The following is a 16,281-nucleotide window of genomic DNA, read 5'->3' as shown; positions in this document are numbered from 1 at the left end:
GATTCTTCAATTGAGATAACAGTCTGTAAATTAAAGATTATTTTAAGAAACACATTGTAAAGTTAGGGGATAATATATGAAAAAAACAATTGGGGATTTCTTACTGGATAGATTATCTCAAATTGGGATCAACACAATTTTTGGTGTACCTGGGGATTATAATCTTCAATTTTTGATGCAGGCAGAAAAAAGAAAAGATATAAAATTTGTTGGAAATCGTAATGAGTTGAACGCGGCCTATACTGCGGATGGTTATGCACGTTTAAATGGAATTTCTGCAATACTAACAACATATGGTGTTGGTGACCTGAGTGCCCTTAATGGTATTGCAGGAGCATATGCCGAATACGTGCCAATGATTTGTCTTTCTGGAGCGCCACCTTTACACAGTATAAATCAAAGATCCTTTTTGCATCATACCACGGCGGAGGGTAATTATGAAGATGTCATGAATTGTTACCGCTCCTATACCGTCGCTCAGGCGCGCCTTACGCCACAAAATGCAGTGGGGGAAATTGATCGTGTATTGAAAGTTTGCAAACGGGAAAAAAGACCTGTTTATATTCAAATCCCATCGGATATAACGTTTTTCGAGATTGATGTCCCTGATGACAAACTGGTCTGTTCATTACAAATGAGTGATTCCTTACAACTTTCAAATCTTTTGCATGGCATTAAAGAACGTCTGCGACATGCTAAACGCCCGGCTATGTTGCTGGGTAATGCCATAGATCGATTTGGACTTAGAGAACTTACGCAAGAACTTATTGAAAAATTGAATATTCCATTTGCCACCCAATCAGCGGCACAGGCAATTTTGGATCAGGGTTTATTGCAATGGGTTGGTGAATATAATGGCGGGGCTTCTGTCAGATCCGTTTTAGATATCATTGAAAATTCTGATTGCTTAATAGGAATTAACGTAAAATTTACAGACAGTAATTCTGGGTATTTTACGCAGAATATTCCAGAAAATATGATCAATATCATGCCCTTCAGCACTATCGTTGGTAAAAAAGTGTTTGAGGATGTCTGTGCTGTAGACCTTTTGAAAAGCCTGATAAAAAATGACTTGTCCCGACAGTCAAATTTATTCTCTTCCATTCATAAAAATAAAAAACATTCATGGACAGTTGAAAAGGGCAAGGCATTAATCCTCAATCGTTTTTGGACAAAAATGGATCATTTCATTCAGGAAAACGATGTCATTGTTACGGATGCAGGCACCTCGATGAGAGGTGTCAGGGGATTGGCTCTTCCTGCCGGAATTACCATCATTAATCAGCCTTTGTGGTTATCAATCGGGTATTCATTGCCTGCCTTGTTTGGTTCATTAATGGCAGCACCTAAACGGCGCCAAATATTATTTATCGGGGATGGGTCATTCCAATTAACAGCGCAGGAAGTATCAGCTTTTTTTGCGCATGATCTCAATCCAATCATTTTTTTGGTGAATAATAAAGGTTATACAATCGAACGCAGCATTATGGGGTTATATTCCTCGTTTAATGATATTCCTGAATGGAACTATCATAAACTATTTGATGCTTTGAGTGATAATAAACCCTATTCATACCATCAAGTCAGAACTGAGGATGAATTGGAAACAAGCCTAGAAGAACTGGAAAATGATACTTTAGTACCGCGTATTGTTGAAATTATGATCGATCCTTTTGACATACCCAAAAAAGTTCAGGATTCAGCAGATCGTATTGCATCCTTCAATTACGGGAAAAGAGGTTTGAAAGAGCTTGATAAAAAAGTTCATTTCTAAATAAATGTTGAGGAGTTTTATTCTAGATCAATAACAAGCTCCTCAAATACAAAAAAAAGTCTATCGATATTATCAGGTTTAAATCAAAATTTTTTTTGACGTTGTTGGGGAACCTCAATATCAATAGCCAATGTTGAACAGGCAGATCCTTGATCAATTTTGACCTGAATTTTTTCTTGATCAATGGAGATATGTTTTTGGATAACCGCCATAATTTCTTTTTGTAATTTTTGCAATAAATCTGAATCATTTTGATTGCTGGAAGAAGAACGTTCATGAGCCAGCAGGATCTGTAAACGATCCTTGGCAACGGGCGCTGAACTTTTTTTATTAAAGAAATTTGAAAATAAAAAACTCATCATCTATTCCTCTTTAACAACCAGTCAAAAAACCCTTTTTTGTCAGTCGGAATGGTAATGTCTATTTTTTCTCCTTGCAAGCGTTTAACTGCATCTACATAGGCACGGGCAGGAGCAGAGTTGGGTGCAGAAAGTGTTATCGGAGTACCTATATTTGAAGCCTTGAGAATTTCCTCACTTTCAGGAATGATACCAATCAAGGGAATGGAAAGGATATCAAGTATATCATCTGTGTTAAGCATGTCGCCATGGGCTGCCCTGTTTGTTGCATAACGTGTAATTAACAGGTGTTTGTTAATTTTTTCACCTTTTTGGGCTTTATCAGTTGTACTGTCAAGGATGCCTATGATACGATCACTGTCACGAACCGAGGATACTTCGGGATTGGTAATGACAATGGCCTCATCAGCAAAATGCATGGCCATTTTAGCACCGCGTTCAATTCCGGCCGGACTGTCACAAATTATCCAGTCAAACTTCTCTTTTAATTCCTCAATAACCTTTTTGACACCCTCTTCAGTCAAGGCGTCTTTGTCCCGTGTTTGGGAGGCGGCCAGAATGAAAAGGGTTTCGATACGTTTATCTTTAATCAATGCTTGAGAAAGCGTGGCTTCACCTTGTATTACATTGATAAAATCAAACACCACACGTCTTTCTGATCCCATTACAAGGTCAAGATTTCTTAAACCGACATCAAAATCAATGACGACAACCTTTTGTCCTGTCTGGGCGAGGGCCGCTCCAATCGCTGCGGTTGTTGTCGTTTTACCAACCCCGCCTTTACCTGAGGTAATAACGATTACCTTCGACATACTTGTTCCTTTATGATAATCCATTTTCAATATGTTAAAAATATCATTTTACGGCAAATAAAACACTAAAAATATCAGAATATAATTTTATTTACCTTGTTTTTGTTAGATTAGTTACAGTAATAATATTCTCTTTTAAAAAAACCTGTGCAGATTTATTGTTAAAAGCCTCTGGAATTTCTTCTGCTGTCATGTAATATCCATCAATAGCCAATAGTTCTGCTGCCATATGACTGGTGAATATTCTGGCATTGGGTTGTCCACTTATACCGGCAATAGCGCGTCCCCGCAGGGCGCCGTAAACATGAATGGATCCACCGGCGCTAATTTCCGCTCCCGATGCAACAGAATTAACAACAATTATATCCCCTTCCGGAAAAAAAATGCTTTGTCCTGATCGAACGGGATCATCAGTAATATAGCAAGGAACGGATTGATTTTTAGCTGGAGAATCGATCGGGGGATTTAAATTGTCGATATTCTTTCCTCCTGTAAGAATGAAATTTCTAGGCCAATCCTTTAATGCAGAAGGATTGGATGGCAATCCTTCCATACTGATAATCTGAATATTTCTGCCTAAAAGTTCATGATAAAGTTTTTCCAATCCTTCTTCATCGCCTGTCAAGAGTTCAAGATTGAGAATAACAGGTTTGCCATAGAAAAATTGTGAAGAACGTTTAATTTGTTCGTCCAGGCTTTGTAACCAATTTACAAGAGGGGCTTTTGGTGAAAGAACCAGTGCCAAAAACGAACGGCCTCGGATCCGTAAGGGGGGCAGTGAATGCGAAGAATGATGCACCACGAGTGTATTTCCTGTTTGACAGATCAAATAAATTAATGACGTCTAAATTATTACGTTTTGATAAAGTTGAAAAATAAAATAATAATATACGAAAAAATAAATATCTTGTAATTTTTTAAAAGATGAATTTAAGCCTTTATAATTGATTAAAAGTTAAGCTATATGATTAAACTGTAGTGATAAACTGATTTTAAAATATTTTCAGTAAAAAAACATATTATGTTACACTAAAGAGATTTTGTGGAATAATGGCAAGGCTTTATGCGAATATTGTATCATCTTCCCCTTTGTCCTTTCAGTCGTAAAATTCGGCTGATAATGGCAGAAAAACGATTATCTTTTGAATTGATGACCGAAGCTGTATGGAAAAAACGGGATGAATTCCTGTCGATGAATCCTGCTGGTACCGTTCCTGTCCTGGTAGAAGAAACGGGTCTGGCTATTTGTGATTCCTATGCGATCAGCGAATATTTGGAAGAAGCCTATCCTGACACGTTATTAATGGGTCGCACTTTGGCGGAAAGAGTGGAGGTGCGACGATTGGTTGCCTGGTTTGATGACAAATTCAATCGAGAAATCACTCGAAATTTACTGTTTGAGAAAATGTTCAAACGTCTTTTTGGAAATAGCAATCCCAATGCTCAGGCATTGAGAGAAGGCTACCAGAATATAAAATTTCATCTTGATTATATTGCCTATCTAGCTGAAAACAGAGTTTGGCTGGCAGGAAATAATTTGTCAATTGCTGATTTTGCCGCTGCAGCCCATCTTTCCAGCTTGGATTATATTGGTGATATTAACTGGGATAAATATCCAATGGTAAAGGATTGGTATGTTCGGATAAAATCCCGCCCCAGTTTTCGTGCCTTGTTAAATGATCGGGTAAGTGGTGTAGTCCCTCCCAAATATTATGCCGATTTAGATTTTTAATGAAATTTTAGTCGGAATGGAAAATAAACCGGTCATATTGCAAGTTCTACCAGCATTGGGTACAGGTGGGGTAGAGCGGGGGACTGTTGATATGGCAAAGGCAATCATACAGGCGGGTGGCATTGCAATTGTAGCCAGTGAAGATGGAATATGGCAGCATTATCTCGAAAAAATTGGAGCAATTTACATTCATTTACCGCTAAGCTCAAAAAATCCGTGGATAATCTGGAAAAATCATTATGCGTTAATTAAGATTATCCAGTATTATAAAGTGGATATTGTTCATGCACGTTCAAGAGCGCCGGCATGGTCCGCATGGTTGGCAGCAAGAAAATGTCATATCCGTTTTGTTACAACCTGGCACGGAGTTTTTCAGGCCAAATGGTTCGGAAAACGTTGGTACAACCAGGTAATGACCAAAGGGGAAAAGGTGATAGCGATCAGTCATTATATTGCTAATCATTTACAACAAGAATATCATGTTAACCAGCAAAAATTATGTATCATTCCACGTGGGGTTGATCTAACTATTTTTGATCCGAGTTTGCCGTTAGGTAACCGAATAAGTTCATTGGCACAGAGTTGGGGAATTTCTGAAGAGCAAAAGATCCTGTTATTGCCGGGAAGAATTACGGAGTGGAAGGGACATAAATTATTATTGCAGGCTTTTGCTGAATTAAAATTCGATCATCCGAACTGGATCTGCATTTTTGTCGGTCCCGCCAAAGAAAAAGATCATTTTTTAAAAGAGTTGCTTGATTTAGCCGATTATTTAAAAATAAAAAATTCGATTTATTTTGTGGGAAATAGCCAGGATATGCCTGCGGTCTATGCACTGGCAAATATCGTTGTAGTACCTTCCCTTAAACCTGAACCTTTTGGACGTGTCGTAATTGAGGCCCAGGCTATGGAGAAACCTGTGGTTGTTGCCAATCATGGTGGGGCGGCAGAAACAGTTGAAGAAAATGTTACAGGTTACCTTTTTAAACCCGGCAGTGTTAATAATTTGGTATTTGTTTTGGATCAGTTGATGGAAAAAACAGATGCGGATTTAAATTGGATCGGTCGGCTTGCCCGGGAAGCGGTTCAAAAAAAATATACTTTGCAACAGATGCAATGCAAAACCCTTTCTGTTTATAACGAGATATTACCTGCTGAAAACAAATTAAAGATCAATGATGTCAGTTAAAAGAATCTTGATTATACGTTTGGGTGCTTTGGGGGATTTTATCCAAAGTTTTTACCCGTTTGCGGCTATTCGTCAGTATTATCCCAATGCAGAGATCACCTTGTTAACATCTGCACCATTTGTTGATCTGGCCAAAAGGTCACCTTGGTTTGATCGTGTTATTGTTGATGACAAACCTTCCTGGTTCAATATTGCGGGATTGATTAGGCTAGTGAAAAAACTACGGGGATATGATTATATCTTTGATTTACAAACTTCTCGTCGATCAACACGTTACTTTAGGTTCGCAGGGCAGAGACAAGGCTCGGCGATTGCAAAAACAGCATCGCATAGACATGACAATGAGGAGCGTAATCGCTTGCATACATTTGATCGCCAGAAAGATCAGTTAAGCAAGGTTGGTATAACCGATTATCCCGAGCTTGATTTATCCTGGTTTTTATCCGAAATGATTGATTTTTCCATTGATCGACCCTATGTTGTGTTAGTTCCTAGTTGCTCTGCACGACGTATGGAGAAAAGATGGCCTATTCAGTATTATGGTGAGATTGCGAATATGTGTCTTGAAAAAGGGCTGGTCCCCATAATTGCTGGAGGAAAAGAAGAAAAAGAGATTTCCCGACAGATTTTGCAGTTATGTCCGAAGGCGATGAACTTGATTGGTAAAACAAGTTTGTTTCAGTTGGGTCACTTAATGAAAAATGCACAATTTTCGCTCGGAAATGATACAGGGCCAATGCATATTGCCGCATTGGTGGGGGGGTATTCTGTTGTTTTGTTTTCATCATCAAGTAATCCTGCGCTGACCGCACCACGTGGAAAACATGTCAAAATATTGTATGAGGCGGATTTAAGAAATCTTTCCGTAAAAAAGGTTGCACAAGAATTGAACTGGGTTCATTAAAGTTTATTATTAGGTTTATTATATCGTTCTGGAGTTTTAAGTATGCCATCTATTACCTTGCCTGATGGATCTGTTCGTGAATATGAAGGATCGGTTACGGGTTTAAGTATTGCACAATCTATTGGGGCAGGTTTGGCCCGTGCAGCTTTAGCAATGGAGCTGAATGGCAAATTAGTCGATCTATTAACTGAAATATATGAAGATTCGTCAGTAAAATTCATTACAAAAAAAGATGCGGCGGCGTTAGAGTTAATCCGTCATGATGCTGCCCATGTACTTGCCCAGGCAGTACAGGAACTATATCCGGGAACCCAGGTTACTATTGGTCCAGCTATTGAGAACGGTTTTTATTATGATTTCGCCCGTGAAGAACCTTTCAAGCCAGAAGATCTTGGTAAAATTGAACAGAAAATGCATGAGATTATTGCGCGTAATGAACCTTTTGTCAGAGAGGTTCTGCCTCGGCAGAAAGCAATCGAATATTTTGAAACCAATGGGGAACATTATAAAGCCCAGCTCATTCGGGATTTGCCAGAAACAGAAACGATCACAGTCTATAGACAGGGGGAATGGCTTGACCTTTGCCGTGGACCGCATTTAAGAACAACCGGGGATGTCGGTAAAGCTTTTAAACTGATGAAGGTTGCTGGCGCATATTGGCGTGGGGATTCAAAAAATGCCATGCTGTCACGTATATATGGAACGGCATGGCGTGATCAAAAAGAGCTTGATGCCTATCTGACGCAATTGGAAGAGGCAACAAAACGCGATCACAGACGGATCGGAAAAGAGATGGATCTTTTCCATCTGCAGGATGAAGCCGTAGGTTCCGTATTCTGGCATCCCAAAGGATGGCAAATTTATACCGAATTACAGGCTTATATGCAGCGTGTCCAACGTCGTTATGGATATGAGGAGGTGCGAACCCCCCAACTTGTTGACCGTTCTTTATGGGAGGCATCAGGGCATTGGGACAAATTCAAGGAAAATATGTTTATTGCTTCCGTTGAAGATGAAGATCGCATTTACGCTTTGAAACCCATGAACTGTCCATGTCATATCCAAATATTCAATCATACATTGCGTTCCTATCGTGAGCTTCCCCTTCGGATGGCGGAATTTGGAGCCTGTCACCGTTACGAACCTTCTGGAGCACTACATGGGATTATGCGTGTTCGGTCATTTGTTCAGGATGATGCACATATTTTTTGTACAGAAGATCAAATTACTTCTGAAACAGCCTTGTTTGTCCAAATGTTGTCAGAAGTATACAAAGATCTTGGTTTCGAGAGTTTCCGCATCAAATTTTCTGATCGTCCAGAAAAAAGAGCGGGAGATGATGCGATTTGGGATCGTGCGGAAAATAGCTTGAAGGAAGCCTGTAAACAGGTTGGTGTCGAATTTGAGCTTAATAAAGGGGAAGGCGCTTTTTATGGTCCCAAACTGGAATTTGTTTTACGTGATGCAATAGGAAGAGATTGGCAATGTGGCACGTTGCAAGTTGACTATGTTCTGCCAGAACGGCTTAAGACGGCTTATATTGGAGAAGATAGCGCAAGACATCGCCCAGTTATGCTTCATCGGGCAATTTTAGGATCATTTGAACGGTTTATTGGTATTTTGATAGAGCAATATGCAGGTCATTTCCCTTTGTGGCTGGCACCTGTCCAAGTAGTTGTGGCAACGATTGTAAATGATGTGGAGAATTATGCCCGAGAAGTCGTTGCCCTGCTGAAAGCCCAGGGAATTCGTGTGGAATTGGATGATAGAAACGAAAAGATCAATGCAAAGATTCGTGAACATAGTCTGCAACATGTTCCTGTCATTTTGGTTATTGGGCGCAAGGAGGCGGAAGAACGTCATTTGGCGGTACGTCGATTGGGTGGAAAATCACAAGAGATCATGGCTTTGAATGAAGCCATGGATCAACTGTCTCGAGAGGCATCACCGCCAGATAAAGGACGTGTTCCCTCTGCGCAGCGAAAGGCTAAATTTTATTGTGAAGACTAGATAGTTTTTTTAAAATCTATTATAGTATTTTAAGAAGTTGTTTATTATTAAATTTAGGAAATGGGTTATTTACAAGATTGATTTTTTTGATAAGTTCAATTTTCTAATTTTTGAGTAAGTAATCCCCTTTCAATGATTTATTTATAGAAGGAGCTTAACCATAGTAAAAACATCGATAACCCCTGCGACTAATCGTGAAGGGCCCTTGGTTGATGATGAGATTCGTGCTGCACAGGTTCGCCTGGTTGGTGCTGATGGTGAAATGTTAGGTATTGTGCCAACACGTGAAGCTTTGAAAATGGCTTATGCTGTTGGACTGAATTTATTGGAAGTCAGTCCAAATGCTGATCCGCCAGTAGCGAAAATTGTTGATTACGGTAAATTCAAATATGAACAGCAGAAAAAAAAGAATGAGGCACGTAAAAAACAAAAAGTCATTGATATTAAGGAAATCAAGGTAAGACCCAATATTGATGAAAATGACTATCAGGTAAAACTAAACGCGGCAAAGCGTTTTATTGCTGGTGGTGACAAGGTTAAAATCACGTTACGTTTCCGTGGACGTGAAATGGCCCATCAAGAACTGGGTGTTCAACTGTTGGATCGATTCCGTGTTGATATGGAAGAGGTTGCAAAGCCAGAACAAACTTCCAAGATCGAAAATCGTCAAATGATTATGGTTTTAGTAGCCCGTTGATGTGATAAAATATTAAATGAAGTTCAATAAAGGTATGTAAATTTTACATACCTTTTTTTATAATGATATTTATTTTTGAAAAATTATAATTTTATTCAAGAAATAGTAAAGTTAAGTTAACTAAAAGGATGGGGTTCATGAATGCTCAATCTCGCTGTACGGGTTTCTGTCAAAGAATTGAAGAGGGGGTATTTGTGGGATGGGCAATTAATGTCGTTAAACCTGAAAAACCTACAATTGTTTCTGCTTTTATCGATGATGTAAAGATTGCTGAAATTAAATGCGATATTGAAAATAAAACTATTCAGCAAAAGCTGAATTTCTTTCGCGGCGATATCGGTTTTCAATTTTCCATACCAGAAAGATACAGGGATAATAAGAACCATAAGTTGTCATTTCAATTTATTGATGAAACACCTTTTATAGTCTCTGATTCAAAACAGAATAATAAGCAAGTATCCTATGTATATTTTCAATTATTAAGAAATAATGATTCTGTCGAATATGAATCTTTTATTGATGGATGGAAGAACGGTTCAATTGTTGGATGGGTTTTGAAAAAGGATTTGAAAACAGGAGAATATACAGGAAACTGTTCAATTCTTGTTGTCATGAATGGGATTGAATTACAAACGGTTCAGGCCAATAGATATCGTCCTGATGTGGCAAGTGCTTATAATGGTGAGCCAAGATGCGGTTTTGCGGTTGTTGTACCCAAAGTGCTTCGAAAATGTTTTAAGGCGGAATTTCGCGTGTATGTAATGCCTGATTATATAGAAGTGAAAAACAGCCCTTATCAAACAAGCCTTGTTGATGATTTGTTGGAACAAAAACTATTAATAATGAATCAGCATATAGATAGTCTATATAATGAAATTAATTCCCTAAAAAGTGAAATTAAAAATTTAATCGCTTATCCGGAATATATAATTGATGAATATCATCTATGGGCACAAAAATATTTCTCGAGTTTACCAAAATTACTTGATAAAAAAAGACAAAATTTGAAAGATTTAAAGATAAAACTTAAATCTCCCAAAATTTCAATTATATGTCCTGTTTACAAACCTGATTTATCTCATTTTAGGGAGGCTGTTGATTCTGTTTTATGTCAAACTTATAAAAATTGGGAATTGATTTTGATTGATGATGGAGGAAAATCAGCATCAATTCAGAGAGAAATCAAAAAATATGTTTTGTTTGATAACAGGATCAAGGCAATTACACTGACATGTAATAGGGGTATTTCCGAAGCGACTAACGAAGGATTGAAACAGGTAAAAGGTCAATGGATCGCCTTTTTTGATCATGATGACATGCTGGTTCCTGAAGCATTGGAAATGATGATAATGGAAGCGCAGTGTCATCATGCCTATTTTGTTTATTCAGATGAGGATAAGCTTGATAACAATGGTGAATTTACCGAACCCAATTTAAAACCTGATTTTAATTACCGTTATTTGTTAGGGTGTAATTATATTTGTCATTTTGTCATGATTCATGTTGATTATGTTAGAAAAGTCGGTTTTCTGTCATCGCAATATAATGGTGCACAGGATCATGATTTTATTTTGCGATTGACAGAATATTTAAAATCATCGCAAATTCATCATGTTCAGGAGATTTTGTATCACTGGCGTATTACTCCGAATTCAACAGCGGAAACAATTGCCAATAAACAATATGCGGTAAAAGCGGGTGTAGACTGTGTAAGTGATCATTTGAAACGTACGGGGCACGAAACTATGGTAAGCTCAATAGAGAATGCTACGATGTATAAGGTTGCATGGAATAAGATACCGCAATCAACTGTTACAATTATTATCCCTTTCAAAGATCAGATTGAAATTACCAAACAATGCGTTGACCGTATTTTGGACCGAACCAATTATAGCCACTATAATATTTTATTGGTTGATAACGGATCAAAAAAAACAGAAACTCTAGAGTTTATAAAAAACTATTCGCGAAAAAAGATTGTAAATTTTTTAACAGTACAAGAAGAATTTAATTTTTCACGTTTGAATAACCTGGCCGCTCAAAAAATAAAATCCGATTTTTATTTATTCTTAAATAATGATGTATTTATCGAAAATGAGGATTGGCTGGAAATCATGTTGAATGAGGCGGAATTTGCTGATGATATTGCAATTGTGGGAGCCAAACTGTTATATCCGAATGGAAGAATACAACATGGAGGCATTATTGTCGGTCCCGGGGAAGTTGCCCAACATATGAATAGGGGGATGATCAAGAATGATTTTGGTTATGTCGGACGTTCTGTATTATCACAGGAATTGACTGCAGTAACAGCGGCCATGATGTTGGTAAAGGCATCAGTTTTTAATGAGGTGGATGGATTTGATGAAATTAATTTAAAAATTGCATATAACGATGTCGATCTATGTTTGAAAGTAAGAGAGGCAGGTTATCGAATTATTATGTGCATGGATGTGATTGCCATTCATCATGAAAGCTATTCAAGAGGTAGTGATGATAGACCTGAACACCAAGAACGCTTCACATATGAAATGGAATTTATGGAAAAAAAATGGGGTGAAAAGACGGTTTATAAAAATGATTCAGCCTATTCACCTCATTTTAAAGTCAAGCCCCAGCTGTTTTATGAATTAACAGACCCAGTTAAAATCTAATATAACTATTTTTCAATTTGGCTAAAATCAGCAATAAGGTTAGCTACATTATCAATTTGATTGAGAAGTTTAAGTCGATTATGACGAATGATTTCATTTGGATCATTAATAATAGTCTTATCAAAAAAGATGTCCAGTTCAGAGCGTAAGGAAGCTATAGTATTCATTGCAAATTCAAACTTCTTATGATCAAGCGCTGATTCAATCATTTGTGTAGCTTGCTTTAAATGACTGTACAGATTTGTTTCTTCATCAGTATGGAAAAGAGACGGATCGGGTTCACCTTGATGAGGGCCGTCTTTCTTGTTTTCAATTCTGAGAATGTTGCTTGCTCTTTTGACAGCGGCCAGAAGATCTTTTCCTTCGGATGATTCAAGAATTTGATTTATGGCATTAACTTTTTTGAGAAGTTCGGAAATATCAGTTAAATGATTTTTTTGTGAAACTGCTGATAAAATATCATGTCGTAAACCCTCACTTCGTAACTGAATAATAAGTCGTTCATTCATGAAATTTGCCAAAAATTTCAGATCTGAAGCTTGTTGTAAATCTTTCGGAAGTGTTGAAATGGAGAATTCAAATACTTTTTCTAAATCAAGAGAGAGATTGTTTTCACGGATGATTCTGATAATCCCCAAGGCAGCCCGTCTTAATGCAAAAGGATCACCAGATCCTTTGGGTTTTTCACCTATGGCAAAAAATGCGGTTAGTAAATCGATTTTATCCGCGAGTGCAACAATAACAGAGCATGGTTCAGAGGGTGTCTGGTCTTTTGGACCACAAGGTTTGTAATGTTCCTTGATTGCAAGCGCTACGGCAGGATTTTCATTATCATGTTGAGCATAATATCCCCCCATAATACCTTGGAGTTCCGGGAATTCATCAACCATTCCTGTTGCAAGATCAGCCTTGCAAAGTAAAGCGGCACGTTGTGCATGAACCACATCGGCGCAAAGCTCGTTTGCAAGAAAGCCTGCAACTTTGACAATACGTTGCACACGTTCGTATTGGCTGCCGAGTCTGGCATGAAAAATAACATCATTTAATGAGTTGTTATATGATACAAGTTGTGTTTTACGGTCCTGTTCCCAAAAATAACGGGCATCGGCAAAACGTGCCCGCAAAACACGCTCATTTCCGGCAATGATTAAGGAACCATCATCGTCTGGTCTAATATTCGCTATAAAAATAAAACGTGCTGCTGGTGAGCCATCTTGATTTTTCAGTGCGAAATAACGTTGATTCACTCGCATTGAAACTTGCATTACTTCTTGTGGCAAATCCATGAAAATGGAATCAATTTTACCCATATACGCGACGGGCCATTCAACAAGTCCCGTAACTTCGTTCAAAAGTCCTTCATCAGAAACGAGTTGAAGTTTATTATTTTCTGCAAGCTTGGATATGTCTGCAAGAATTTTATCACGACGCTGTTCAGAGTCGGCAATAACATAATGGAAAAACAGTGTTTCCTGCCATTGTTTTGTATTGCGGATGGTAAAGGGGGAAGGAGAAAGAAAACGATGGCCTTCAGTGATTTGATCGCTGGATAATCCATGCGCATCATCATTTTCTTTTGCCAAGGTAAAAGGAACAACCTCACCATCCAGAATACAGGTGATGCGATGCAATGGGCGAACCCATGTAAATTGGCTGCCATTTCCCCAACGCTGTGATTTAGGCCAGGGGAATTGCCATAAAAGTTGCGGAATTTTTTCCTGAATAAATTGGCTGGCTGATTGCTCAGGCTTAATTTTTTTCAAAACCCAAAAACCGTTCTCTTCAATCAAATCATTTTTTTGAGCCGCATGTTTGCGTAAAAAACCCTCTAACGCTTTTTCAGGGGCTGTGGTTCGTGGTCCTCTTTCCTCCAGCTCTTGTGCCGGAATGGTAGCGTCAATCTGCATAGAAACAGCGATACGTCTTGGTGTGGAGAATGTTTTAGCATCAGTGGGATTAAGATTGATCAGCGCATTATTCAGTAAACGGTTAAGATTTTCCATGGCTTGCTTTTGCATGCGTGCGGGAATTTCTTCCGATAATAGTTCAATAAACAATTCCGACATATTATTTTTCCTCTGCCAGCCAAGTTTCACAACATTGTTTTGCCAAATTACGAATGCGACCAATATAGGAAGCGCGTTCATTCACGCTGATGACTCCACGGGCATCAAGCAGGTTGAATAAGTGGCTTGCTTTCAAACACTGATCGTAGGCTGGCTGAGCAAGTTTCTGTTGGACCAACGCATTGGATTCTTTTTCTGCATCCTTGAAATGATTGAATAAAAGGGTCGTGTCTGCACATTCAAAATTGTAACGGGAATAATCCTTTTCAGCCCTGAGAAAAACCTCTCCATAGGTCAGACCGTGATCATTGAAGGCCAAATCATAGACATTCTCAACGCCCTGAATATACATGGCCAATCGTTCCAGACCGTATGTAAGTTCAGTTGAAGGAATAGAGGTTGTTATCCCGCCAACCTGCTGGAAATAGGTGAATTGAGTGACCTCCATACCGTCACACCAAACCTCCCATCCAAGTCCCCACGCGCCAATTGTGGGATTTTCCCAGTCATCTTCAACAAAACGAATATCGTGCTCTTTTGGATTGATACCGATGGCTTTATAACTTTCAAGCAATAGTTCCTGACTATTCTCAGGGGATGGCTTCAGTAGAACCTGATATTGATAATAATGTTGTAAACGGTTGGGGTTTTCACCATATCGTCCATCTGTTGGACGCCGACAGGGTTGAACATAGGCCGCTTTCCAAGGTTTGTCGCCCAACGCTCGTAATGTCGTGTGTGGTGATAATGTTCCCGCGCCGATTTCAAGATCATAAGGTTGTAATAATGCACAACCTTGAGAATTCCAGAATTCATGTAACTTTAAGATCAGTCCCTGGAATGATAACGTTTTTTTTGTTGAAGCTGGTTGAAAGGGTGTATGCGATGGCATGAATTATATAATTCCAAAAGAATGCAAAAATAACGAATAATAAGTGTTAATTATTTTTTAGTCTATCGATGGTTACGAATAAGATTAAATAAATAATACGATCTTGATGATATGACAAGAAAAGTGAATCATCTTCAAAAATTTGTCTTATAATTAAAATATAAAGAGAAATCCAAAGATAATTTTAAAGGTTAATCAAAGATGAATAATGACGAACAGCAATTGATCAATCAATTTTTTGAACGTGTCAGTGGAAAAAAAACAGCTTCTCCAAATACGGTTGGAACAGCCAGTCCGTTACCCCCTATTGATTCTGAAGCCAATCAACTGATTAACAGTAATTTGCAGAAATATCCTGAAGCGGGCTATCGTATGACACAAATGGCCATCGTTCAGGAAGCCGCCTTGGTTGAATCTCAGAATCGTATTCGTCAGCTGGAATGGCAATTACAGCAGATGCAACAACAGATTCAACAGCTGAAACAGGCTCAGGCCCAATCAAGCCAACCTCGTTCAGGAGGATTTCTGGGAGGGCTTTTTGGTGGCGGAAACCGGTCGCAAACTCAAATGTCGCCTCAATCCCAACAAATGCCGCCAGGATGGGGAGGAAATCCTAATCGGCCACAACCACAAACAAATCAGTCTATGAATACACCTTATGGACAGCAACAACCTCCGGCTGTGAATTATCCCCCAGGTTATCAACGAGGAATGTTTAATCGGGGTGGAAATGGATTTTTAGGCAGTGCATTGTCGACGGCAGCTGGTGTTGCCGGAGGTATGATGGCTTATAATGCATTGAGTGGATTGTTTGGTGGCCATCATGCAGTTAATGGTGCTGCACCAATGTCTGCTGCAGATCCGAATGATCCGTTTGCAGGAACAGCAGGTGGCAGTGATCCCTTTACGGGTGAGGGTACCGCAGTTGATCCGAATTTTGATGCTGGTAACAATTCTGGTGCCGGATTTGATAATTATGCTGATGATGGTTTCAGTAACAGCGGAAATGATACAGATTGGGGTAATTCTGGAGATTCTGCTGATTGGGGCTCTGATGATGGTGGTGACTGGGGTGGTGATGATGGAGGCTGGGGAGACGATAGTTTCTAATATTAACTGATTTCATTGTCTAAATCATAAAAGGGTTAACCTTTCTGGCGAGATTGATCCTTTTAAAAATTAGGTGATAAAA

The 16,281-nt window shown here is 38.8% G+C and carries 13 protein-coding genes; 8 read left to right on the top strand and 5 right to left on the bottom strand.

The features are described 5' to 3' along the window. The first annotated feature begins 76 nt into the window (after nt 1-76). On the top strand, nt 77-1,774 hold the full coding sequence (locus H3T46_RS03460) for an alpha-keto acid decarboxylase family protein (protein ID WP_198197401.1): 1,698 nt from the start codon (nt 77-79) through the stop codon (nt 1,772-1,774). 83 nt (nt 1,775-1,857) lie between these two features. Here the strand turns inward: H3T46_RS03460 and minE are convergent, their stop codons facing one another. The 3 genes from minE to minC form a co-directional block, all read right to left on the bottom strand. Continuing rightward, complete coding sequence (gene minE / locus H3T46_RS03455; RefSeq protein ID WP_155567319.1) at nt 1,858-2,133, bottom strand: cell division topological specificity factor MinE; 276 nt, start codon at nt 2,131-2,133, stop codon at nt 1,858-1,860. Further along, on the bottom strand, nt 2,133-2,945 hold the full coding sequence (gene minD / locus H3T46_RS03450) for a septum site-determining protein MinD (RefSeq protein WP_110438326.1): 813 nt from the start codon (nt 2,943-2,945) through the stop codon (nt 2,133-2,135). The genes minE and minD overlap by 1 nt, the downstream gene beginning before the upstream one ends. A gap of 91 nt (nt 2,946-3,036) precedes the next feature. Further along, nucleotides 3,037-3,744, bottom strand: a complete 708-nt coding sequence (gene minC, locus H3T46_RS03445; RefSeq protein WP_198197400.1) for a septum site-determining protein MinC — start codon at nt 3,742-3,744, stop codon at nt 3,037-3,039. Nucleotides 3,745-4,008: 264 nt separating this feature from the next. On the opposite strand from minC, the gene H3T46_RS03440 reads away from it, so the two are divergent. The 6 genes from H3T46_RS03440 (at nt 4,009) to H3T46_RS03415 (ending at nt 12,131) form a co-directional block, all read left to right on the top strand. After that, nucleotides 4,009-4,677 carry a glutathione S-transferase family protein gene (locus tag H3T46_RS03440; RefSeq protein WP_110438325.1) on the top strand — a complete coding sequence of 223 codons (669 nt, stop codon included), beginning with the start codon at nt 4,009-4,011 and terminating at the stop codon, nt 4,675-4,677. 16 nt (nt 4,678-4,693) lie between these two features. Continuing rightward, nucleotides 4,694-5,866, top strand: a complete 1,173-nt coding sequence (locus H3T46_RS03435; RefSeq protein WP_198197399.1) for a glycosyltransferase family 4 protein — start codon at nt 4,694-4,696, stop codon at nt 5,864-5,866. After that, nucleotides 5,856-6,770: a glycosyltransferase family 9 protein gene (locus H3T46_RS03430; protein ID WP_232349939.1), complete on the top strand. Its 915-nt coding sequence runs from the start codon at nt 5,856-5,858 to the stop codon at nt 6,768-6,770. Before H3T46_RS03435 ends, H3T46_RS03430 begins: the two co-directional genes overlap by 11 nt. Nucleotides 6,771-6,812: 42 nt before the next feature. Beyond that, the gene (gene thrS / locus H3T46_RS03425) at nt 6,813-8,780 is read left to right on the top strand and encodes a threonine--tRNA ligase (RefSeq protein ID WP_198197397.1); all 1,968 of its coding nucleotides are present in this window, start codon (nt 6,813-6,815) and stop codon (nt 8,778-8,780) included. Nucleotides 8,781-8,955: 175 nt separating this feature from the next. After that, nucleotides 8,956-9,477, top strand: coding sequence for a translation initiation factor IF-3 (gene infC / locus H3T46_RS03420; RefSeq protein ID WP_198193459.1), 522 nt, complete (start codon nt 8,956-8,958; stop codon nt 9,475-9,477). A gap of 137 nt (nt 9,478-9,614) precedes the next feature. Then, complete coding sequence (locus tag H3T46_RS03415; protein ID WP_198197396.1) at nt 9,615-12,131, top strand: glycosyltransferase; 2,517 nt, start codon at nt 9,615-9,617, stop codon at nt 12,129-12,131. Between the two features lie 5 nt (nt 12,132-12,136). Here the strand turns inward: H3T46_RS03415 and glyS are convergent, their stop codons facing one another. Together glyS and H3T46_RS03405 are read right to left on the bottom strand one after the other, a co-directional pair. Further along, the gene (gene glyS, locus H3T46_RS03410; protein WP_198197395.1) at nt 12,137-14,197 is read right to left on the bottom strand and encodes a glycine--tRNA ligase subunit beta; all 2,061 of its coding nucleotides are present in this window, start codon (nt 14,195-14,197) and stop codon (nt 12,137-12,139) included. Between the two features lies 1 nt (nt 14,198). Next, nucleotides 14,199-15,089: a glycine--tRNA ligase subunit alpha gene (locus tag H3T46_RS03405; RefSeq protein ID WP_110438318.1), complete on the bottom strand. Its 891-nt coding sequence runs from the start codon at nt 15,087-15,089 to the stop codon at nt 14,199-14,201. 201 nt (nt 15,090-15,290) lie between these two features. On the opposite strand from H3T46_RS03405, the gene H3T46_RS03400 reads away from it, so the two are divergent. Continuing rightward, nucleotides 15,291-16,199 carry a DUF2076 domain-containing protein gene (locus H3T46_RS03400; protein ID WP_198197394.1) on the top strand — a complete coding sequence of 303 codons (909 nt, stop codon included), beginning with the start codon at nt 15,291-15,293 and terminating at the stop codon, nt 16,197-16,199. The last annotated feature ends 82 nt before the right edge of the window (nt 16,200-16,281 follow it).

Origin of the sequence: Commensalibacter sp. M0133 (genome assembly GCF_016101485.1) — a bacterium.
Lineage (GTDB): Bacteria > Pseudomonadota > Alphaproteobacteria > Acetobacterales > Acetobacteraceae > Commensalibacter > Commensalibacter melissae.
The sequence above is the reverse complement of the archived record's forward strand: the minus strand, read 5'-3'. Positions and strand labels throughout refer to the sequence as shown.